At 56.1% G+C, this 22,017-nt stretch carries 22 protein-coding genes; 13 read left to right on the top strand and 9 right to left on the bottom strand.

Going from position 1 to position 22,017, the window contains the following annotated elements; translation table 11 throughout:
• A partial coding sequence (locus tag AB4874_RS19145) for an AAA family ATPase (RefSeq protein WP_368393200.1) occupies positions 1–707 on the top strand: 707 nt, incomplete at its 5' end.
• A gap of 202 nt (positions 708–909) precedes the next feature.
• Here AB4874_RS19145 and argE read toward each other — a convergent pair.
• The 4 genes from argE to AB4874_RS19125 all read right to left on the bottom strand — a co-directional run bounded on the left by argE (position 910) and on the right by AB4874_RS19125 (position 5,159).
• On the bottom strand, positions 910–2,112 hold the full coding sequence (gene argE, locus AB4874_RS19140) for an acetylornithine deacetylase (protein ID WP_368393199.1): 1,203 nt from the start codon (positions 2,110–2,112) through the stop codon (positions 910–912).
• Positions 2,113–2,117: 5 nt separating this feature from the next.
• Positions 2,118–3,599 carry a tripartite tricarboxylate transporter permease gene (locus AB4874_RS19135; RefSeq protein WP_368393198.1) on the bottom strand — a complete coding sequence of 494 codons (1,482 nt, stop codon included), beginning with the start codon at positions 3,597–3,599 and terminating at the stop codon, positions 2,118–2,120.
• Positions 3,600–3,611: 12 nt separating this feature from the next.
• Positions 3,612–4,121 carry a tripartite tricarboxylate transporter TctB family protein gene (locus tag AB4874_RS19130; RefSeq protein WP_368393197.1) on the bottom strand — a complete coding sequence of 170 codons (510 nt, stop codon included), beginning with the start codon at positions 4,119–4,121 and terminating at the stop codon, positions 3,612–3,614.
• Positions 4,122–4,184: 63 nt separating this feature from the next.
• On the bottom strand, positions 4,185–5,159 hold the full coding sequence (locus AB4874_RS19125; protein WP_368393196.1) for a Bug family tripartite tricarboxylate transporter substrate binding protein: 975 nt from the start codon (positions 5,157–5,159) through the stop codon (positions 4,185–4,187).
• 123 nt (positions 5,160–5,282) lie between these two features.
• Between AB4874_RS19125 and AB4874_RS19120 the strand changes: the two genes are divergently transcribed.
• The 4 genes from AB4874_RS19120 (at position 5,283) to AB4874_RS19105 (ending at position 8,884) form a co-directional block, all read left to right on the top strand.
• The gene (locus AB4874_RS19120; protein ID WP_368393195.1) at positions 5,283–6,194 is read left to right on the top strand and encodes a LysR family transcriptional regulator; all 912 of its coding nucleotides are present in this window, start codon (positions 5,283–5,285) and stop codon (positions 6,192–6,194) included.
• A gap of 221 nt (positions 6,195–6,415) precedes the next feature.
• The gene (soxC, locus tag AB4874_RS19115; RefSeq protein ID WP_368393194.1) at positions 6,416–7,744 is read left to right on the top strand and encodes a sulfite dehydrogenase; all 1,329 of its coding nucleotides are present in this window, start codon (positions 6,416–6,418) and stop codon (positions 7,742–7,744) included.
• The gene (locus AB4874_RS19110; protein WP_368393193.1) at positions 7,731–8,414 is read left to right on the top strand and encodes a c-type cytochrome; all 684 of its coding nucleotides are present in this window, start codon (positions 7,731–7,733) and stop codon (positions 8,412–8,414) included. Before soxC ends, AB4874_RS19110 begins: the two co-directional genes overlap by 14 nt.
• 263 nt (positions 8,415–8,677) lie before the next feature.
• Positions 8,678–8,884 carry a hypothetical protein gene (locus AB4874_RS19105; RefSeq protein ID WP_368393192.1) on the top strand — a complete coding sequence of 69 codons (207 nt, stop codon included), beginning with the start codon at positions 8,678–8,680 and terminating at the stop codon, positions 8,882–8,884.
• A 396-nt stretch (positions 8,885–9,280) separates the two neighbouring features.
• On the opposite strand, the gene AB4874_RS19100 is transcribed toward AB4874_RS19105, so the two are convergent.
• A complete protein-coding gene (locus AB4874_RS19100; RefSeq protein ID WP_368393191.1) occupies positions 9,281–10,054 on the bottom strand; it encodes a metallophosphoesterase in 774 nt (257 codons plus the stop codon).
• Positions 10,055–10,146: 92 nt separating this feature from the next.
• The gene (locus AB4874_RS19095; RefSeq protein ID WP_368393201.1) at positions 10,147–10,506 is read right to left on the bottom strand and encodes a DUF6634 family protein; all 360 of its coding nucleotides are present in this window, start codon (positions 10,504–10,506) and stop codon (positions 10,147–10,149) included.
• Between the two features lie 505 nt (positions 10,507–11,011).
• Here AB4874_RS19095 and AB4874_RS19090 point away from each other — a divergent pair.
• A complete protein-coding gene (locus tag AB4874_RS19090; protein ID WP_438273506.1) occupies positions 11,012–11,161 on the top strand; it encodes an integrase core domain-containing protein in 150 nt (49 codons plus the stop codon).
• Positions 11,162–11,285: 124 nt separating this feature from the next.
• Here the strand turns inward: AB4874_RS19090 and AB4874_RS19085 are convergent, their stop codons facing one another.
• Together AB4874_RS19085 and AB4874_RS19080 are read right to left on the bottom strand one after the other, a co-directional pair.
• Positions 11,286–11,981 carry a GntR family transcriptional regulator gene (locus tag AB4874_RS19085; protein WP_368393190.1) on the bottom strand — a complete coding sequence of 232 codons (696 nt, stop codon included), beginning with the start codon at positions 11,979–11,981 and terminating at the stop codon, positions 11,286–11,288.
• Between the two features lie 23 nt (positions 11,982–12,004).
• Complete coding sequence (locus AB4874_RS19080) at positions 12,005–12,907, bottom strand: hydroxymethylglutaryl-CoA lyase (protein ID WP_368393189.1); 903 nt, start codon at positions 12,905–12,907, stop codon at positions 12,005–12,007.
• A gap of 26 nt (positions 12,908–12,933) precedes the next feature.
• On the opposite strand from AB4874_RS19080, the gene AB4874_RS19075 reads away from it, so the two are divergent.
• The 7 genes from AB4874_RS19075 to AB4874_RS19045 all read left to right on the top strand — a co-directional run bounded on the left by AB4874_RS19075 (position 12,934) and on the right by AB4874_RS19045 (position 20,231).
• Complete coding sequence (locus AB4874_RS19075) at positions 12,934–14,244, top strand: CaiB/BaiF CoA transferase family protein (RefSeq protein ID WP_368393187.1); 1,311 nt, start codon at positions 12,934–12,936, stop codon at positions 14,242–14,244.
• 173 nt (positions 14,245–14,417) lie between these two features.
• Positions 14,418–15,350 (top strand): TRAP transporter substrate-binding protein, encoded by a 933-nt coding sequence (locus AB4874_RS19070; protein ID WP_368393186.1) that lies wholly within the window; start codon positions 14,418–14,420, stop codon positions 15,348–15,350.
• A gap of 15 nt (positions 15,351–15,365) precedes the next feature.
• Positions 15,366–15,968, top strand: a complete 603-nt coding sequence (locus AB4874_RS19065) for a TRAP transporter small permease (protein ID WP_368393185.1) — start codon at positions 15,366–15,368, stop codon at positions 15,966–15,968.
• Positions 15,965–17,236, top strand: coding sequence for a TRAP transporter large permease (locus AB4874_RS19060; RefSeq protein ID WP_368393184.1), 1,272 nt, complete (start codon positions 15,965–15,967; stop codon positions 17,234–17,236). Before AB4874_RS19065 ends, AB4874_RS19060 begins: the two co-directional genes overlap by 4 nt.
• A gap of 96 nt (positions 17,237–17,332) precedes the next feature.
• Positions 17,333–18,628, top strand: coding sequence for a TRAP transporter large permease (locus AB4874_RS19055; protein WP_368393183.1), 1,296 nt, complete (start codon positions 17,333–17,335; stop codon positions 18,626–18,628).
• 39 nt (positions 18,629–18,667) lie between these two features.
• Positions 18,668–19,702 (top strand): TRAP transporter substrate-binding protein, encoded by a 1,035-nt coding sequence (locus AB4874_RS19050; protein WP_368393182.1) that lies wholly within the window; start codon positions 18,668–18,670, stop codon positions 19,700–19,702.
• A gap of 13 nt (positions 19,703–19,715) precedes the next feature.
• Entirely contained in the window at positions 19,716–20,231 is a 516-nt protein-coding gene (locus tag AB4874_RS19045; protein WP_368393181.1) for a TRAP transporter small permease, read from the top strand.
• Positions 20,232–20,611: 380 nt separating this feature from the next.
• On the opposite strand, the gene AB4874_RS19040 is transcribed toward AB4874_RS19045, so the two are convergent.
• The gene (locus AB4874_RS19040; RefSeq protein ID WP_368393180.1) at positions 20,612–21,160 is read right to left on the bottom strand and encodes an SOS response-associated peptidase family protein; all 549 of its coding nucleotides are present in this window, start codon (positions 21,158–21,160) and stop codon (positions 20,612–20,614) included.
• Positions 21,161–22,017: the final 857 nt, after the last annotated feature.

The following is a 22,017-nucleotide window of genomic DNA, read 5'->3' as shown; positions in this document are numbered from 1 at the left end:
TGCGCGAGGTCTCGACCTGGATCATGCACCAGATGCTGCAGCATGTGGCGTCCGGTGGGCGCGGCCTTACATTGCCTCCGGTCATTCTTGTGGGGCCGCCCGGCATCGGGAAATCGCATTATGCGCGCAAGCTGGCCGAGCTTGCCGGCCTGCCGGTGCGCATGATCGATGTCGGTGCTGGCAGCGCAGGCTTCCGGATCTCGGGCACGGAAAAGGGGTGGGCAACCGCGCAATCTGGTCTGCCTGTGGAGACCATGCTTGCGACGCGGGTCGCCAATCCGCTGATGATCGTGGATGAGGTCGATAAGGCGGGAACGGCCCATAGCACGCGAGGCACCTCGACCAGCCTCACGACCTCGCTGCTGCAGATGCTGGAGCCCGGCACGGCACGGCATTTTGAATGCCCCTATCTGCGCATTCCTGTCGACATGTCGCGGGTTATCTGGATCATGACGGCGAATAATCTGGAGGGCATCCCCGCGCCGCTGCGTGATCGCGCGCGGCTGTTCATCCTGCCCAACCTTTCGGCGACAGATGCGATTGCGCATTTTGACCGGCTGACGGTGGGGTGCGAATGGGAGGCCGAGCGCGACCGCTGCCGCGTGTTCATCGAGCGCATGTCCGCACGCCCCGAAGGGATCAGCTTGCGCCAGATCGGGAAACTTGTGGAGGCGTTGCGTGACCCCGTCGCGCCGCTATACCAGTGAAGGCATGCCGGCCCCTGATGGGGGTCGGCGTGTGCCGTCTTAATGGGAAGTCAGACCTCAAGCGAGTGCCCTGCAACAACGCCGGGGCGATGTAACCGCCTAACGTGGCACATGTATGCCAGCGGGGGCGGATGCATCCCAAATACAGATCTACGATAAAGCCAAAAGCTCAAAGGAGAGTCGCCCGAACCAAAAGCGTTGCTCAGGCAAATGGTTCGGTCAGGTCTGCAGTCAAAGCACCGAGAAAGCGAAGACAGGCGTCGATCTGTGACACCTCCACAAACTCATTGGGCTTATGCGCCTGTTCGATGGAGCCTGGCCCGATTATAACGGAAGGGATATGCCCGATCGTTTCAAACACGCCGCCTTCCGAACCATAAGACACTTTCCCGCCCCAGTCAGGCATGAGATGGGCATAGCGTGCAAACCCTTTTGTCTCGCGCGCTTCACCCATTGGCGGATAGGCAAAAATGCGTTCCCAGGTGATACCGCTTTGGGATGATTTCGCTGCCATTTGCATGCCGATATCAGCTTCGATTTCAGCTAAGAGCGCCTGCATGTCTGCTTCTGGATCCATGCCGCTGATGGAGCGCAATTCAAAGGTAAAGCTACAATTTGCGGGCGTAACATTGGTCGCAACCCCGCCGCGGATCATCGTGGTAAGCATTGTGGCGTGGGGGACGGTGAACTCTGAATCGAAAGGGCCTTCTTGTGCGTAACGCGCGGCGCGTTGTGCAATCCGCTCAATTGCCAGCGCTGCGAATTCTATAGCATTCACGTGCGTGGGTGCGAAAGAGGAATGCCCCGAGGTGCCAGTGACATGGGCGCGCATGGCGATCTTGCCCTTTTGCCCGGTCACCAACGCCATGTTCGACGGCTCTCCTATAATCGCCAATTCCGGCGGGACATCTAGCGCAGCAAGGTAGCGCGCAATCGCAGGCGCCCCGAGACAGCCAATCTCTTCATCATGCGAAAAGCACAAATATAGCGGACGGCTCAGCGCACGGATGTCCACGTTTTCTACAGTAGCCATGACGCAAGCGGCAAAGCCCTTCATGTCGCAAGATCCGCGCCCATAAAGCCGCCCTTCACGCTCATCCATCGTAAAAGGCGGCGTCACCCAAGTTTCTTCGTTCGCGGGCACGACATCAGTATGTCCAGACAACACGACACCGGGCACATCGGCAGGGCCGAAGCGCGCGATGAGGTTAGCCTTTTCGCCGCTTGCATCGGGCAGGATGACGACATCGGCACCGAGCTTTTTAAAATGCTCCGCCATATGATCAATCAACGCCCGGTTTGAGTGTTTCGAAACGGTATCATAGCCGATCAGCGCCCCCAGATGACCCTTGGCTTTGTCCAGGGCATCGTTTTGGACGGCTGGGGCTGCGATTGTGAGGCTCATTTCTCTCAGGCCTTTCTTGTATTGAACTTATGGAACTCGCGTCGAACGGTCAGCCCGACGACAAAGACGATCAGCACGGCGAAAATCCACGTAATCGGCGAGGACAGCAGCACTGACGGATCGCCGCGCGAAATTGCGAGGGCGCGGCGGAGATTCTCCTCGATCATCGGGCCGAGAATAAACGCGATTAGGAAGGGGGCGGCGGGGATGTTCATCAGGAACATAATGAACCCGACAACCCCCATGATCAGCAAAATCGCCACATCGAACATGCTCGAAGAAATCGAGTAAATCCCGAACAGGCAGAGCAGCAGCACGGCAGCTGTCAGCAGGGTCTGAGGGATATGCGCGACATATGAAAACATGCGCATCGTGATTTTGCCTGCGCCGAACAACAAGACAGAGGAAAGCATCATGCCGATAAAGAGCATGTAGACCTCGTGAATGTTGGTCTGGAACAGAAGAGGCCCTGGGGTGAGCCCCTGGATCATGAAGGCACCAAGCATTACCCCGGTAATCACATCACCAGGCACGCCAAGCGCCAGTAGCGGGATCATTGTCGCACCGCAGGCACCGTTATTCGCTGATTCAGAGGCTGCGATGCCTTCGATCTCACCCTTGCCGAAATTGTCGCGGTTCTTCGAGGTGCGTTGCGCCTCGCCATACGAGAAGAATGCTGCCGCAGAGGGGCCGATGCCAGGGATGGCTCCAAGCACGGCGCCAATGGCGGACCCGCGCAGAATGGATTTAAGCGACCCCATAAACTCTGCTCGGGTCACATGTTGATCGCCAAGCTTGGCGGCCTCATCGCGGCGCACAGCGCGAAACACGACCAACTTGATCAATTCGGGCAGCGCGAAAAGCCCGATCAAGACCGGCGCCACCGATAGTCCCGCCTGCATGTCATTGGTGAAGGCGAAGCGAAACGAGCCATACATGTCTTCGCCAGCTGTTGCGAGCAAAAGCCCAAAAGCCGCAGATACCGCGCCGAGCAAGAGCGAATTCCCTGAAACGCCCGCCACAGTCGTCAACGCAAACAACATCAGCATGAAATATTCCGGCGGTCCCACCCGCAGGGCAAGGATTGCCAGCGGCGCAGCTAGGAAAATCAGCGATAGGTTGGAGATGAAATCACCGATCACTGAAGAATACAGCGCCATGTTGAGCGCCTTACCGGCCTTGCCTTGTTGTGCAAGTGGATAGCCGTCAAGCGCGGTGCAAGCTGCCGATGCTGTGCCTGGCGTCTTGATCAAAATGGCCGAGACAGACCCGCCATAGGTCGAGCCCTTATAGAGCGCGACAAGCAACAAGATCGAGGGGACCGGATCCATATAAAAAGTAAAGGGTAGAGCAAGGGTTACGGCCATCGTTCCGGTCATCCCGGGGATCGCACCGACGATCACGCCGCCCCATATTCCGGCAACCATGATCAGCAGGTTTTGCCAAGTTGCTACCGCTTGAAGCGCGGAAAGAATCTCATGCAGCATCACGGTCTCCGATCAGAAGCCAAAAGATTTGGCCAATGCGCCGAGTGGGAACTGTGTCCCGAGCGCGGAATGAAAAAAGCTCACAAGCAGGATTGGTCCGAGGACGGATAGAGCGGCGATCCAGAACCGATAGCTTCGTTCGCCCGTCAATAGAATTGCTGCCAAGGTGAGGGCCATTGAGGCGACGAGAAATCCGATAAACGGGACGAGAGCGAGAAAGCCGGCAAAGGCTAGCAGCACACCGAGAAACCGCAGCAAATGAGATTTCGTATGTGCTCCGTCCTTGTCGATAGTTTCGGACGCTGCGGCACGACCGGTTAGGGCAAAAGCCATGTCCAAAAGACCCAAAGCGGCACCGATGATTGATACGGTGCGTGGCCACATGTCAGGCGGCGGCGCGAAGCCCGGAATGAACGCGGGGCGCTGAACATAGATCGGTATCAGCACAAGGGCGACGACGGTAAAGAATAGGAAAATAGCGAGCCCCCTGAAAAGTGGGCCACGAAACACGGACGTCTGCATCGGGATCTCCTCATCAAATGGCGCGGCCCAACAAAAGGGCCGCGCCATATCGTCTAAGCGGAATTATTCGGCCGGGAGGTAGCCGAATTTTTTCGCGAGCCCATGGAACAAGTCGTATTGTTCTTTGGCGTAGGCCGGCATGTCGACCTTACCCACCGTCGAGATCGAGCCACGGCGCTGAGCGAGGGTCAGCCAGGTCTTATCCGTCGCGACTTTGCTCAGAACGTCGTTCCATTTGGCGACGACATTTGCCGGGAGATCTTTGGGACCATACAAGGCGCTCCAACCCGTCACTTGACCCGCTTGTTTGTAGCCAAGCTCAGTTGCGGTCGGCACGTTGGGCAGCTTTTCCATCCGTTCAGGTGCAAATACCATCAGGGCTTTCATGTCGCCGCTTTCGATATGCGGGATCAGAGACCCTGCCGAAATTGCAAGAAAATCGACGTGGCCTCCCAGCAATGCGGTCGCCAGTGCGCCACCGCCCTTGTAGGGCACGAGAGTTGCTGCGGTAAGCGGATCTAGGCCGGCATCAGATAGCAGCGATTGCGTGGAGAACCCGTCAATAGCGGTCGCACCCGAGGCGGCATATGACATTCTGCCATTGCTGTCCTTGATCGCTTTGAGAAGGTCCTCAACCGAGTTGTAAGGCGAGTCACCTTTTACAGCGAGGATCATCGGAGTAGCTTCCAGCGCACCGAGGAAGGTGTAGGCGTCCCAATCCACCGAAGCCTGCGGATTGACTGCGGGCGTCAAAGCCATACCAACGCGGGCAAGCAAAAGCGTATACCCATTGGGATCGGCCTCAGATACTGAGCGAGCGCCATTCATGCCACCAGCACCGGGTTTATTGACCACGGTCATTGGCTCTCCCAGATAAGGTTTCGCGGCTTCGGCAAGCGCGCGTCCCGCCAAGTCTGACGCGCCACCCGGACCATAGGGCACAACCAGCGTCACCGCTTGATCGGGGTAATCTCCTGCGTAAACCGTGCCCGCAGCCAAAGTCGCTGCGACGGCGATTGAGGAAAGCAGTTTTTTCATTTTTTAGAAGCCTCCATGTTGTGGCCACTCGGCCAAAGTGTGTTCAGAATGAGAATTCACAGTATTCCTTTTTGAGCAAGAAAAGATGATAGTATGCATGAATCACATACTGAGAGAGCCAAGATGGTCAAAATTCGCGAACTTGAGGCATTCGACGCCTATTTGCGACTTGGAGGGATGAAGAGCGCTGCGGAAGAGACCGGTCTGAGCCAGCCCATGATCAGTCGATTGTTGACTGCTCTCGAAAAAAAACTGGGCTTTGCACTTTTTTTACGCAAACGAAACAAGTTGGTGCCCACGCCCGAAGCGTTTCAATTCCACCTGACCGTAACGCGCAGCCTTGCTAGCATTCGCGCTCTCAACGAGGAAGCGACGGCCATCGCCAATAATCAGCGCGGTCAGCTTGTGATCGCAGCTCAACCGATTTTTTGCGATACCTTCCTTGTAAGTGCGTTGCGCGCCTTTCAGAAAACGCACCCGCAGGTCAGCGTGCGGTTGCTGGATGTCGGCATGAACGAAATTCTTCGCGCAATTAGTGAGCGCAGTTGCGATATGGCGCTGGGCATTACTCTTGATGCGGATCCTTACGGCGCAGATGTGACGCCCTTAGCGACATGCGAAGCACGATGCATCTTGCCGATAGATCATGCGCTCAACACGTCGGGCGAAATCCCATTGCCCCGTTTGCGGCGTGAGACCTTTGTCGAACTCGCGCCGGGAAGCCCGCTGCGCACTCGGGTAGATAACTTGATGCAGACGATTAACGTCGAACGCAATATCATCGCGGAGACGCGCACATTGCACGGGGTGGTGCGTCTTGTTGAGGCGGGGCTGGGGTTGGCGATTGTAGATCCGGTTGCCCTGTTGTTGCTTGATCGGTCCAAAGCTGTGGATCACCCGCTTTTGCCAACCATCCGTTGGGAAATTGCGCAGTTCGTGCCCAAGGATCGCCCGCTTAACGGAATAGGGTTGGCATTCTCCCATGTGGTCGCCACCGAAATAGAACGCTTGAAAGCTGCGGGTGTTATTTTCTAGGCGGCGCTTTGCAAACATTTCGTTGAACAAGCGTCTTCCATAAGGGGAAGGGGATCCCTCGTTCTGGTCAATTGCCTTCTGATTTAACGAATCTCGCATTCTGTGTCAGTATGAAACCCAGCAACAAGATTGCGCGCTGCAAATGACACCGGTCTTGGGAGGACGTGATGCCAAGGGATGAGAGGTTTCCACCATCAAGATACGGACTCGTAGAAAGGCAAATGGCCGAAGGGCTGGTTGCTTTGGAAAACCGGATCCTCAGCGGAAACGCCGACGAAGATTGCGATTGTAAAAACGGAATGTTCAACGGGCTGACCCGTCGACGTGTTCTTGCAGCGGGGTTCGCCGCAGGAGGCAGTGTTCTAGCGGCGGGACGTGCAATGGCCGAGGCTCCCCCTGGTGCAGTGGAATATCCGGTTCAACCAGATCCGACGAAAGAACAGGGCCGCACGATACTTGATGACGGGGGCTATGGATCAAGGTCCCAGTTCGAGAATGAGTTGAGATGGCGCTATCCCACTGCCAGCCTAGATTCTAGCTGGTCGATGACACCGCTTGCTGCGGGATTTGGAATCATCACGCCGTCGGGGCTGCATTTTGAACGCCATCATGGGGGCATTCCCGCGATTGACCCTCAGACCCATGAATTGATCCTGCATGGCATGGTCGATCAGCCTATGCGCTTCACGATGGATGATCTGAAGCGGCTGCCATCCGTCAGCCGCCTGCATTTTATTGAATGCTCGGGCAACGGCCTGACCGAATGGGCGCAACCGACCCTTAAGACGGTTCAAGGCACACATGGTTTGACTTCGACTTCCGAATGGACCGGTGTCCGGCTGTCAACTGTGCTGGAAATAGCCGGGATAAAAGACGGGGCGGCTTGGATTTTAGCCGAAGGTTCCGACGCCGCAGTGATGACGCGATCCGTGCCGATTGATAAGGCGATGGATGATGCAATTCTGGCCTATGCCCAAAATGGCGAGGCGCTGCGGCCCGAACAAGGCTATCCACTACGTTTGTTATTGCCGGGTTATGAAGGGAATACCCATATCAAATGGTTGCGCCGGCTGAAAGTCAGCGACAAACCGTTCATGACGCGCGAAGAGACATCAAAATATACAGACCTGATGCCGGATGGCACTGCGCGACAGTTCTCGCTGGAAATGGACGCAAAATCTGTCATCACATTTCCGTCCGGCGCAATGAAGCTACCGCGTCCGGGGTTTTATGAGGTCACCGGTCTTGCATGGTCGGGCCGCGGCGCCATCACTAAGGTTGAGGTGTCCGCCGACGGAGGTGCAACCTGGCAGGAAGCAGAACTCAACGGCCCGGTTTTGCCGAAATGCCACACGCGGTTCCGGCTTCCTTGGGTATGGAAAGGAGAGGAGGCTGTCCTTCAAAGCCGCGCGGTTGATGACACAGGATATACGCAACCGACACTTGCCAAGCTGGTAGAGGTCCGCGGGCTGAAGTCAGTCTATCATTTGAATGCGATTCAAAGCTGGCATATCGCGCCTGATGGGGAGGTGACCAATGTCCACGCGTAACCTTACAAACCTTACTCTGGTGCTGTTCTGCTTTGCAGCCAGTGGGGTGGCCAATGCACAGACAGAAAATTCAGCAAGAACTGTCGCGGCAATTCCTGCAGAAATTAACGACACTGGCGAACGCGCGCCCGCGGCGCCCCCACGGTCAAGTGCGGGCGATGCCACACCGATTGATCTGGCTGCGAATAGATACGGCATCGGAAGCCCGGCATCGCAGGAAGAAATCGCCCGGATCGACATAGATGTGATGGCAGACGGCCGGGGCTTGCCCGAAGGCAGCGGGACATATGCCGAAGGCGAAGCGCTATATGCGGATAGCTGCGTAGCCTGCCATGGCGAAGACCTTGAAGGCATCGCCGAGCTGGGAGCGCCGAAACTCATTGGTGGTCGCGGTAGCCTTGCAAGCGAAAACCCGGTGAAGACTGTCGAAAGCTATTGGCCATATGCCAGCACGTTGTTCGACTATGTTCATCGCGCCATGCCGATGGACACACCTGGATCACTGTCGCCGGATGAAGTCTATGCGGTCGCCGCCTATATTCTAGGGCGCAGCGGGATCATCGACGAAAACCCAGAGACAGAGCTGAATTCGGAAAGCTTCGCTAGAATCACGATGCCGAACGCAGAAGGCTTCGTAAAGGACCCGCGCGGTCAGGGGCAACTAGAGTAAAGACGGCTCTGCACGCCATTCAAACATGAAGCGTTGCTTTCTGGAGATTAGGCTAATTGGCAATGAAATCGTTTAGTCCGGGACAAGAGATGTCTCGGACTTCACCGTTTGCATTATCTGTCCAAGGAAGCGTAGCGGAAAACTCCAGCTTCAAACGGTCCAGTTTCCGGGGCTCAGATCACCTCATCGGAAGATTTTTCTAGCTCCCACAATGTTACCGGTGTTTGATAGACATCGGCGATCATGAAGCCTCTGAGGATGATATGATCATCAAAGTGAATGAATACCCGCAGCTACGCCAGCTATGCTGGAACCGTCCTGACGATGCAGTTGTGGACGGTGAGACTGCACTTACCCTCTACGAGCGCAACTGGCGGTTTGTTGATCATGATGCAATCACTCCACGCGAACAGAGGCTTCTGGATCAACTTATTGCAGAGCACGGTAATGGGCACTTTCTGGCCACTTGATATCTGAGTCGCACGGTGCGGAATTGTTCTAGCGGGAGAATAGAGACGATATCCTTAATGATTTCAATTTCGTAACGACAATTCGCCATTTGAAGTCGCGTGATGTTTCGTCGGCGGAGCGGCGATTTCCCGGGCTTCGAAATTCTATGCGCAAGGACCGTCACGGTGCTGAAGTGCCGGTGTCCAATGCTGAGCGCCGCTTTGCGGTGCGCATTCGCAGACTGAGCTCCGAACGGATCTTGCCGAGGTCCAAGGGAAAAGGCGCCTTCCAGCGCGCTTGCAGTTTCGTCTTTGGATTTTCTACATCTTCGAGCGTGACTGTCGCGAGCAAATCCCTGCATTTACGCATCGTTGTGCCAAAGCGCGGCGGCACGCACGATACTGCAAACAAGATCGTCACGAACCATCGCGCGGTTCCTTTGCTCTGCGCGCCTTCGCCGGATACCCCACCGAGACATTGCGCAGCTTGGTCGTTCCGATCTGAAACTCTGCTGCCAAGTGGGTGTGCCCGAAGAGCCATTGATCGGGATGGAAGCGGTTGATCAGATCGCTCAGGTCCGAAGCATAGGCTTGCGGCACCGGGCCGCCCGGCGACAGCGCGAAAGCATGGGGCGCATGATGGGTCACGACGACGGTCTCACCTGCAAACGGCTCTGACAACTGCGCCTCCAGCCATGCGACATGCTCACGATGCAGCGCAACCGTGTCGAGCGGGCGCGCTTTGCGAAAGCCCGCGTGCGCGACCCGGATATAGCGGTAATCGTTCATGATCCGCGCAGCCTCGGCGGCATTCTCTTCCAACGTTCCAGTGCCCATGCGCATATCGGTCCAGAGTGTGCAGCACAGGTAGCGCGTGGAGCCGTAGGTGATCACGGATTTCTGCGCGAACTTGGCGCCGGCTGTCAGGGCAATCTCGGCAAGCCGGTCATCGCCATCCAGACGGAAGTCATAATAGTCGTGGTTGCCCGGGAACACATGCACCCGATCCAGCGGGATGCGTTCACCGATCAGCGCTAAGGCCTGTTTCCAGCGCACCCGCGGTTTGTTGGTCAAATCGCCGGCGATAATCAGCAACTCGACACCGTTGAAGTCGATCTGATCAAGCGGGTTGAGACCCACCTGATGCCAGAGGTCGAGATGCAGGTCGGCGAGGATTAGCGTGTTGGTCATGATTGTTTCCACGACTTCAAGGACAGGGCTGGCGGGTCTTGTGCGCGATGGGCTGTTGATCCCCTTCACCACAGCGCGGTTCAGAACTCGCCTTAGAAGGGATCAAGACGATGCGCACTCGGTGCGAGGCGTCCGTCTTTGCGAAGTTCCGCCAAGAACCCGTCATCACGTTCACCGAGATTGTAGAACCGATTGCAACTCCGGGCCCAACCCTTAGCAGGTTGCATGTTCATGAGAGGCGACGTCCGGACGCGCGCGCCCTCGCGCAGATGCGGGTGGCCGGAAACTTGTCCGAAAAGCAAGGGAACACCACTTTCCTTGATCGGGCACCACCTTTGAAGAAGGGGGGCATCCGCAAGATCCTCAATCGAAGGGATGGATGTGCTGAGGCTAATGATCCAATCCTCAAAACAGACGATTTCGAAGACGCCGCGCGTTTCAGCTACGCCCATATCCTTCAGTGTGATCAGGGAAAGATAGGTCTGATAGAGAGGGCTCAGGGCAGGATCCTCTCGGATGTGCCGTCTCAATTTCTGAAAATCCGAGCCTCGGCCCCTGAGAGAGCGCAGGTGCTCAATCCGTTTGAGGTAGGGTTGCATGGCGCGGGTGGGTCTCGAGGCAGTCATGGCGGCAGTGTCATCCTTGGGACGGAGGAGGTTGTTGGGTGGATGTTACTCGTTTTTGTCCGCGTTGTGAATGTATAAGTAATTGAAACTAAATGGTTAATTTTTCGCATGATGCGATTGTCAGGCGAGTCCCTTGAGTTTGTTGGCTCAGAAGGCCACACGACGGCTCTCAAAGCCGTTTTTTCGCACAATTCTTCGAAAAGGTTTTGCGGCCTTGCCTCGCGCGCCAGTTGAACAAGCGACCTTCCGGGATTGCCGCGTCAGGGCAGCCAGTTCGCATCATTTGCGTGGACGGATCGGCTGCGCCGGTCAAATTTGAACATATCAATGGATGGAAAAGGCCGTTTCCTCGACGAATAACTTCGTCGAGCGGCTCGGGCGGTCCCTGAAGTATGAATGTCTCTACCTGCATGCTTGGGAAATTGGATTAGAGGCGAAGGCAGGCGTCAGGAAGTGGATCGACTTCTACAATCATGTCTGACGTCAGCCCCCATGGGACTGATTTGGGGATTTGAACAACGAAGGATTTCTGGTTCATCTTATCGATTAGGAGATCGAGATGAAGAATAAACCTAAAATTTCGAAGGACGCGGCTGACAAGCTGGTCAAGAACATCCGCTGCAAGACCCGGCAAACCGAAATCCTTCGCGTGCATTCGAGGCGGCAGCATGCAGGTGCGTTTGCATGGCAACTCTGGCCCAGTCGGGATCGCCAGCGCATATAGCGTCGGCAATCTCTATGTGATGCGCGGCAGAGCGTCGGATAGCCGTCTCGTCGTAGTTATGGAAAGTGCGCGCCACAAGTGCGAGATTGACGACGAGAGACAGCATCGCCTCAAGTCGGGGCGAGCGTGATGCAATCAAGATCAAGTTATGAAAGGCCCCGTTGGCCTCGGTGATGGCCCTGTAATCGGCTTCATCGCGAGGCGGAACATGGGCTTGCATGCGCTTAGCTAGGGTCTGTAGCTCGTCGCATTCCGCCTTGGTTGCTAGCCCTGCGGCGCGCTGAGCCGCATAGGATTCAAGCCGCAGACGAATTTGAAAGATTTGCTCGATCTCGTCCGCCCCGAGATCCACCACTCGCAGCCCCGGCCCTGCATCTCGCGTCAACAGGCCCTCGAGTAAAAGTTGTTTCACCGCCTCTCGGATCGGCGTGCGCGACATCTGCAAACTTTTAGCGAACTCTGCCTCGGTGATGCGCTCGTTTTCAGAAAAATGACCAGAGAAAATCTGCTTTCTGATCGCAAGATATGCCTGTTCGGCGGCCCCGACACGCTCGCTTCCTTCTGTCGCTTTTGCCATTCCTGTCCTCATTATTCTCTCGTTCAGGCATGCTGTGAATGCGGAAAACCTCCCGCCTTCATTAGCATACCTGGAACTGTGTGGCCGAGCGCGGCCTCAAGTTCTTTTGCGGCTTCGATCGCCTTTTCTAGATCATACCCAGTTTCGATATTTGAGCGCTCGAACATGTAAACAAGGTCTTCGCTTGGCACGTTGCCAGTCGCGCGTGGCGCAAAGGGGCAGCCGCCTACGCCGCCAAGTGCCGCATCGAAGGAGCGCACCCCGGCTTGATATCCGGCCCAAGCGTTTGCGAGCCCGGTGTTACGGGTATTGTGCAGATGCAGACGGATCGGCAAATCGGGATAGCGCGCGCGCACTGCTGAGACTCGCTCGATGATATTCTGCGGAGAGGCTACGCCGATCGTATCTGCAAGAGTGAGTTCGTCGGGCGGGTTCAGCATCACCCTATCGAGCACATCTAGAAGCCGCACGACAGGCACTTCGCCCTCGAATGGGCAACCAAATCCAGCTGCGAAGGTGACATTGGTTTTCGTCCGGTCCTCAACTTCGGCGGCGATTTGATGCCATTGCGTAATACCTTCGGCAGTGCTCATTCCTTGGTTGCGCTGGCTGAACGTGTCGCTCAGCACGATGGCATAGTTGATCTCATCGATCCCCACCTTTTGGGCGCGCAGAAACCCGCGATGATTGAGCACAAGGCCGATATAGCGCATGCCGTCGCGTGGTAGTTCTGCGCAAAAAGCCTCGGCATCGGCCATCTGAGGCACTCTGGTGGGGTTAACGAAGCTTGTGATCTCAACTCGACGCGCACCTGCTGCGATAGCGGCGTTCAGAATACGAATCTTTGCATCCAAACCTAGGATCACTTTTTCGTTCTGAATGCCGTCCCGCAAAGAAACATCAACTATTTCAACATCATTGTCCATGGTTCCCCCGAGCATCACAAAATTCGTTGTGCCATCACTTAAAAAATGTATACATTATTTTCGAGGAGAGTCGATACGCCCGTTTGCAGGCATCGACGCGTGAAAGGGACAGAATACTGATGGCAACCGAAGGGGCAGCCGCGCGACGCGGTCCACTCAATGATATCCGCGTGCTTGAAATGGGGCAGCTTCTGGCGGGGCCGTTCTGCGGACAGTTGCTGGCAGATTTCGGAGCCGAGGTAATTAAGTGCGAGCAACCTGGAACGGGCGATCCACTGCGCGTGTGGGGGCAAGAAAAGCCACACGGGAAATCACTCTGGTGGCCGATAGTGGCACGCAACAAAAAGTCTCTAACCTTGAACCTGCGCACTGAGGAAGGTCAGGAGATCGTTCGCGAACTTATACGCTCAACCGACATCTTGATCGAAAATTTCCGACCCGGCACGATGGAGCGTTGGAACCTCGGTTACGAAGAGCTCAAAAAGATAAATCCGCGCCTAATCATGGTGCGCGTCACTGGGTTTGGCCAGACTGGTCCCTATTCGAAACGCGCCGGCTATGGCGCGATCGGCGAAGCAATGGGTGGGCTTCGCTATGTCGTTGGGGATCCCTCGACGCCACCGAGCCGCATGGGGATTTCGATCGGGGATGAACTTGCCGCGGTTTACGCCTGCATGGGCGCGCTTATGGCATTGCATGCGCGTGAGAACAGTGGTCGGGGACAAGTTGTCGACAGTGCCATTTACGAGGCAGTGTTGGCGATGATGGAAAGCACTGTGAGCGAATATGACGTCGCGGGGTATGTCCGCGAGCGCACTGGCGCGACACTTCCCAATGTGTCGCCCTCCAATGTCTTTGAAACCCAAGACGGTAAGCTTTTGTTGATCGCCGCCAATCAAGATACCGTTTTCCGCAGACTGGCGACGGCGATGGGCCAACCTGAACTGTCCGAAGACGCGCGCTACGCCACGCATTCGGCGCGCGGCAAGAATATGAAAGAGCTCGACAACAAGATCAACGACTGGACCCGCACGCTTGACCTCGCGACTCTGGAAGAGTTGCTTCACGAGAACGGCGTTCCATGTGGGTTGATCTACAGCGCAGCTGAGATGGTGGATGATCCCCATTTCAAGGCGCGCGAGGCAATCGTCGAATTGCCACATCGAGATTTCGGCTCAATCCGGATGCAGAATGTCGCGCCAAGGTTATCCGACACACCCGGCGAGATCCGTCACGTCGGACCGGAATTGGGCGAGCACACCGATGAGGTTCTGAGTGGGAGTCTTAAAATGAGTTCTGATCGCCTTGCACAACTGAGGGCGAAAGGCGTGATCTGAGAAAGCTCTCTCGCTCTCCTTTGGAGGAAGGACGCGGGGGTCATTGGGCAGTTGAAAACTGCCCGTTATTCGCCGGTTGAGGAGCCGACACATCTGGGAGGAATACCATGAGATCTTACGTTTTGACCGCAATGCTGGCGGGAAGCGCACTGGTTGGCACAACGGGGCAAGCCTTGGCCGAGAAGACACTACGCGCGACAGTGCAAGTTTCTGTCGATCATCCCATCGGAGCGAATGTCGTTACCTTTAAGGACAAGCTCGAGGCCCTTTCAAAAGGGGATATGAAGGTCGAGATCTACGACAGCGCCCAACTATTCAAAGGCAGCGAAGTGCCAAAGGCTGTTGCAAGCGGCGCGATTGATATGGGCGTAGTTCTGGCCGATGAATATTCTGGCACTGTTCCGGCTGCGGGCATTTTCAGCGAGCCCTTCTTGTTTCCGAGTTACGAGGTGCTTGCGAAGGCGGCTGAACCCGACAGCCCGGTGCGCAAGACTTTCGACGATCTGATCGGCAAGACCGGGACCAAAGTTCTATGGTGGCAGGATTATGGACCGGTGCAGATTCTGTCCAAGGACAATCCAATCCGCACACCCGCTGACATGAAGGGAAAGCTAGTGCGCGCCCTTGGTAAACCATCAGGTGATTTCATCGAGGCCGTGGGTGGCACGCCAGTCGTGATGGGCGGTTCTGAGCAGTTCATGGCTTATCAGCGTGGCACAGTTGATATCGGCATGAGTGGCACAACGGCTGTGAAGTCTCGTAAGCTTTACGAGGTGATGAACAACGTCACGATGACCAACCATTCGTTGGCCGAATTTATCGTCGTCATTAATCCTGACGTCTACAATTCACTTAGCGACGAGGAAAAGGGTTGGGTCGACGAAGCCGCGCATGACGCAGAGATGGATATGCGCGCCAAGACGCAGCAGGAAAATGAAGACGCGGCGAAATGGCTGCAAGATAGCGGCAACGCCACCGTGACCGAACTTACCCCGGATGAGATGGCGCAATGGCAAAAAGCCGCTGCACCGGCAATCGATATCTACATCAAAGATGCTGGTCCCGTCGGACAAAAACTCGTCGACGACGTCCGTGCGCTCTACTGATCTCGACATCGCGTCATGATCGAAAAAAATAACATTCCGCCGGAGGTCCGTGATCGGGCCTCCGCCTCACCGGACGGGCCGCGCGCGCTGCGGGCTATCGATTCTTTGTCCTCCATCGCGGCATGGGGGGCAGATCTAGCGATCATCGCGATCTGCGCGATGGTCAGCTACGAAGCTCTTGCTCGGTATATTTTGCATGCGCCTACGCGTTGGACGGCAGACGTTGCTACGACTCTGATGCTCTGGCTTACATTTATCGCGATGGCACAAAGCCTGCGCAACCGGCGCATGATCCGGATCACCGCGCTGATCGGCGGGCGCAGCCCGACTATCGCACGGCTAGCGGAGTTGTTCTCGCTCCTCGTGATCGGAGCGTTCTCGATTTTGGCTGTATGGTTGTGCTTTGGCGAACTTGTCGAAAGCTTTGAAATGGGGCGGCGCACCGCAAGCATGCTTCAATTGCCGCAATGGATTATCGAGTCGCCGGTCGTGCTAGGTTACGCACTTCTCGCGCTTCAGGCCTTTGCAGATGCCGCGCGCCTGTGGATCCGGCCTGCACCCACGTTCTCTCACGCGGAAGATCCTGAATTCCATGATACCGGAGAGGGCAGTATATGATCCCGGTCCTAATCATCCTGGGGCTGATTGCTCTGCTCCTGACCGGCCTGCCGGTTGCCTTCGGTCTCGTGACCTTCGGAACGCTATTGATCGTGGCCAAGGGATTGCCACTCGCTCTGATCCCATCAAACCTCTTTGGTGGCGTGAATGATTTCGTGCTGTTGGCGGTGCCGCTCTTCCTGTTGATGTCCAACATCTTGTTGCGCGGAGGGGTCGGGCGCGATCTTTTCGTCGCGGTGCAAAGTTGGGTGGGCCACCTTCCAGGCGGCTTGGGGATCGCAGCGCTTCTCTCTTGCGGCATATTCGCGGCAATTTCGGGCAGTTCGGTGACAACAGCGGCGACGGTAGGCACGGTCGCAATTCCGGAAATGACCAAAAGAGGATATGGAAAATCCTTCACTTTGGGGCTGTTAGCGGCTGGAGGCACGCTTGGTATCCTGATCCCGCCATCCGTGCCGCTCATCGTTTATGGCGTGATCGCCGAGCAGAGCATAGGAAAACTCTTTCTTGCAGGCATTGGCCCTGGTCTTGCTCTGATCCTGCTTTTTGGAATTTATGCGGTTGTCGCAGCGTCATTCGGCACGCGCGCCGTGCGCAGTGAAAAGGCCAGCTGGACAGAGCGCTTCTCGGCAAGCCGTCGCGCCATGCCATCGGCGTTGCTTGCGGCGATTATGCTTGGCGGCATCTATTCAGGAGCTTTCACCCCGACGGAAGCTTCGGGTATCGGTGCGTCGGTGGCGCTACTCATCACTGTCATGCAACGGTCACTGAGTTGGCGTGATTTTCTTGCGGCGGTTCGGGATTCGGTGATGACGACGTCTGTCATCTTCCTGATCGTAATCGGTGCCAAAGTCTTCGGGCGTGCAATTACGCTCTACCAAATCCCAGCGCAGGTTGCGCATATGTTCGAAATCGCCGGTGATAATCGCTGGGTCTTTCTTTTGATCGTCTCGACTATTCTGCTCTTCGTGGGACTTTTTCTCGAAAGCATGTCGATGCTGTTGATTATGGTCCCGGTCTTTCTTCCCACAGTGCTTGGTCTTGGAATCGATCCGGTCTGGTTCGGCGTGTATTTCGTTTTGTTGATCGAAATTGCACTCATTACGCCCCCGGTCGGGCTGAATCTGTTTGTCATTCAGGCGATCGCGGGAACCGGACTTGGGACAGTCATTCGCGGGGTGACGCCCTTCGTTTTACTCATGTTGCTGATCGCTGTGGTGATGTGCGTGGTGCCCGGCCTCGCACTCTTTATCCCCTATGGCCTCTGAAATGGAGCGGGGAGATATGCAAATCTGGCGCGCCGCGCGGTGGCCGCAAGGTGAGGATCTGATGCGACTTCGCACGCAAGCGAGCGGGGGGGGCAAATGATCGAACCAGTGATCGTGGTCGTTACGCTGCTTGGCCTAATAGGAATCGGCGCACCGATTTTTTTAGCGCTTGGTGCGAGCGGATTGCTTGGGCTTTGGATGGCGCGCGGCTCGATTGCATTCTTCTTTGCGCCCACGTCCTTTTTCGGCCAGCTCAATTCGTTCGAGCTGATTGCCTTGCCGCTTTTTATACTGATGGGCAACTTGCTGGGCGCAACACCGGTCGGGAAGAACCTGTTTAATGCCGCAGCACTCTGGTTGCATTGGCTGCGCGGTGGACTTGCAATCGCAACAGTTGGCGCCTCGGCAATCTTCGGCGCAGTTTCTGGCGTTTCGGTCGCGGGCGTTGCCGCTGTTGGCTCTATTGCCGTGCCACAGATGCTAGAGCGCGGTTATTCGCGCGGCTTGGCTGCCGGATCGGTTGCGTCTTCTGGCGCGTTGGCAATGCTGATCCCCCCCTCAGTCCCCTTCATCATTTATGGTGCGGTATCGGGTGTCTCGGTGGGGGCACTGTTTATCGGGGGTATCGTGCCCGGCCTCGCATTGGCGGCGGCGCTCGCGCTCTACATCTATATCCGTGTTTTGCTTAATCCCGATCAGGCACCACTTGAGACAGGGCCCGCGCCATCAATGGGAGAAAAGGTCAGATCCTTAGCTGGGATCTGGCACGCGCTCCTGCTTGTGGTTATCGTTCTCGGCGCAATTTATACGGGAATTGCGACCCCCTCCGAGGCTGCGGCCTTTGGTGCGGCGGGGGCCTTCTTGATTGCTGCTCTGGTATTTCGCACTCTCACTTGGCGCACTCTAGGAGCGATCTTTGCCTCGTCGGTCAAGGTCTCAAGCACCATTTTGCTAATTATCGGCTGCGCCAAGATTTTCGGCGATTATCTAAACCTTGTGCGCGTGCCCGAAATCGTCGCGGAGGGGCTTACTGCAACCAGTTTGCCCAGTTGGGCGATACTTGTGGTATTGATGTTGGCCTTGGTTTTGCTCGGAATGCTTGTCGATGCGGTTTCCCTGATCGTGGTGACCACACCCATCCTTCTGCCGTTGATCCAAACGCTTGGCTACGATCCGCTTTGGTTCGGCATCATTTTGGTGATGAACCTTGAAATCGCCGTCGTCACCCCACCGGTGGGCCTCAATCTTTACGCCCTGCGCGGGGTCTGTCCGATGCTAAGTGTGGAGGAAATCGTTCGCTCAATCGTGCCGTTTGTGGCGGTCCAGTTCGTGATGCTGATGATTTTCGTCCTGTTTCCGGGGCTCAGCCTATGGCTTCCAAGCCTATTGTGACCCGTTCGTTTCTGTGAGTTCAAAGGGAGGAAACCTAAAATGACACAGACAAGACGCAACTTCTTAAAGATCGGCGCTGCCTTGATGGGGGGGAGCGCATTGCTAAGCGTGACCGGCACCCCGGCGCTTGCGAACACCAAACTCACTGGCGTGAGCTATCTGCCTCCAAGTTATAAGGCGTTGTCCTACGGTTCGGCTGGGTTTGTTGAGCGTCTCAACGCCAGCGATGCGGTGACTGTCGATTACTATGACAGCGCAAAACTCTTGAAAGCCGATGAACAATTGCCCGCCCTGCGCGCTGGGACAATCGATTTTATGTTCCACACGACGAGCTACATCACACGATCGGTTCCGATTCTGGGCATCACTGGTCTGCCGGGTGTGATCGAGGCGCTTTATGAGAACCCAGATCGTCTCAAGAAGGGGAGCCCCCTGTTTAATCTGATCAATGAGCAACTGGCGAAGGAAGACCTCTATATGGTCTCGATGATGGGCAACGTCCTTCAGCCCGAATACATCTGGTCAAATGCCAAGTCTCCAATCCGTTCTCTTGCCGACATCAAGGGTAAGAAAGTGCGCGTGGTTAGCTTTGAAGGCACAAAAATTATTGAGAATTTTGGCGGCGCGTCCGTGCGCATCCCATCTTCAGAGCTCTATCTCGGCTTGCAGCGCGGCACCGTCGACGCCGCCGTAGCCAATATTTCCACGATCATCGGTCGGTCTCTGCAGGAACAGCTTCACCAAGTTTACAAGCTGCCCGTTACAGGCTTTGGCATCGGCCTCTTCGTCACACCGAAACGGTGGAACGCGATGGATGCCGACACAAAGGCGGCCTTTGAATCCGCCGCTGAATGGTTCGACGCAAACGGGGCCAAGCAAGCCAATGACGTGATCTACAAAGACGAATATTGGCCGACCGTCGAACAGGCGGGCATTGAGATAATCGAGCCTTCGCCAGAAGATATAACGGCTCTCGACAAAGCCGCTCAAGGGGTTCGCGCAACATGGATTGACGAAGTCGGCAAGGACCTAGGGGAGCGGGCGATCGCGCTGGCCACTGGTCAAGCCAACTAATCGGGAGGGTGCCGTGAGACGTATATTTACACATATTGTTCGAGGCGCACGGTTGATTGGCCAGATTGCCCTGGCATTCATGGTTCTTACAATCTGCTACGACGCTCTCCTACGCTACGTCTTCTCGGCACCCACCTCTTGGTCACTTGAGATCAATACTTTTCTCATCATCTACGTTGCGGTTATGGCTGCAGCTGATGTTCAGCGCACCGATAGCCATATCCGGATCACCTTCTTTGTCGACAACGCCCCCGCAGTGATCAAGCGCATCACGCGCGCGATCATTGCTATCGCGGGCATCGCATTTGCCGGGATTATGACGTGGCGTGGGTTTTTGATGGCATATCAAGCTTGGGACTATGGCGAGCGAGTGTCGTCGAGTTTCGGCACGCCGACAGTGGTTCCTTATTCGCTTTTGCCCCTTGGCTTTGGCATGCTTGCTCTGCAGTTCTTTTTCGAGCTGTTGGATGTCATATTTTGGCCCGATCACACTGACGGGTCCGACCCTCAAAAGTTGCAGGAAGTCTGATTTGCCATATGACTTTCATTCAGCTGCAACGGGAGCCGTGGTGTTTGCACGGATCGGTGCAGGTTGAGCGATTGTCAGCTGGACCAGAATACTGCGCTGAGCACTAGTGACCGCTTTCGGATCTGGTTCCATTACTTTTATGTTTGATTGCAGCCGTCTCCGGATATTCCACCGACACATTGCGCAGCTTGGTCATTCCGATCTTAAACATAGCTGCGAGATGGGGATGCAATAAAAGCCATCGATTTGTCCGGTAAACTGCATCTCTGTTTTGAAATTGGTTATAATGCGCGCTACTGGTCTACTATACGCATCAAATCGCCATCGGGCAGAGGCCTTTGCATCTTTTGCGCGTTCTCGACGGGCGCCTTCAACCAAGCTTACCATTCGTCGGGCTTGGTCAGGATCACCGGCATCGCCTTGGGATGCACGGCAGCCACCTCGGCATTGGGCGGGCAAGTCAGGAAGGCAAAGAGGTCGTCTTCGGTCTCACCATGTTTCACCTTGCGCACCGATCGCCAGGCGCGGGTTTCGATCCCGGCGAAGAACATCGTGACACCCGGATCAGCCGTTCCGAACCACTGGTTGCCGCCTTTGACTGGTTCGGCGAAGGCCGTAACGGGCACCAAGCAACGATGCTCTGGCCCGAGCCAGCGCCGCCAATGCGGCGATTTCAGGTTGCGCACGTTTGTCACGCCCGGATCACGCTGGGTCTTGAGCACTGAGGGCGGTGAGGGCATTCCCCAGCGCGCCGTGACCAACTCTAATCCGTCATCTGCGTGTCGGATGATGGGGGCCAATTGATCGGGGTAAAACTTGCCCGGCCCGAGGTTGCCCACACGATCCGAGAGGCCCTTGAAGAGCCCGCGCATTGCTTCTTGCGTCGTCGTATTGCTGTAGAGGTTGCACATGGCTTCAGGCCCTCTCATTGCGCCAGATCCAGCGCACAACCTGCCGGACTGGGCGACGGACGGTCAAGTCGCTCAGCTCAGATGGGGCCGGGACACGCCATTTAACATCCAGTTCGCGGCTATTGCAGCGCGAGCAGGGAAAAGGTGGCTCATCTAGCCTGCGGTCGCCCAGAACCTGCAAGAGATCTGCAGCCCAATAGTGAACCTTCCTGTTGCATCCGGGGCAGCGCACCGTGATCAGCATGCCCACCAAGGCGGCCTGTGCAAGACGCTGTGTGCTAAAGGGATTGGCGGACGGGTGTGAGACTGGCATAATGAGAACATATGACGAACATGGGGCCGAGGCAATCCGTTGGGTCATAAGCGAGCCTCTATGGCTAAGATCATAATCTTCCGGTGCCCCTTGGGCTATCTCGGCCAAGATGCTGTGATCTGAAGACCCGCTGCCACTCAGGTGGGGTTTGATGGGCACCTCCTACGCAACCAGCCATTACACCCGCATAAAAATTCGCTTTTTATCGCAGCGGAACAACAACTTGACGGCTGCCCGGGCAAATCCTGAATTGACTCCAATCCGCGCCCGAACTATCCAGCGCGCACTATGACACTCAGTATCCGGCATATTCAGCGCGCAATACGCGCCAACTGAACCCCATCTTGGGGGCCGGTCACGACTGTCTAAATCCAGCAGCTTTGACGCAATCATGCCGGGCCTTTGCCCGCGGTCCCCTCGGTTTTTCCAACCATAGGAGATCTCCATGTCTATCATCGCATCCCCCCAAACGCTCGCCCCCTGCCGCACCATCGCACGCTGTTTTGCGCAATCCGATCAGGAGCGGTATCGTCATGGCTAGCCTCTCAAATGACCGCATGGC

Origin of the sequence: Thioclava arctica, from assembly GCF_040892615.1 — a bacterium.
Lineage (GTDB): Bacteria > Pseudomonadota > Alphaproteobacteria > Rhodobacterales > Rhodobacteraceae > Thioclava > Thioclava arctica.
The sequence above is the reverse complement of the archived record's forward strand: the minus strand, read 5'-3'. Positions and strand labels throughout refer to the sequence as shown.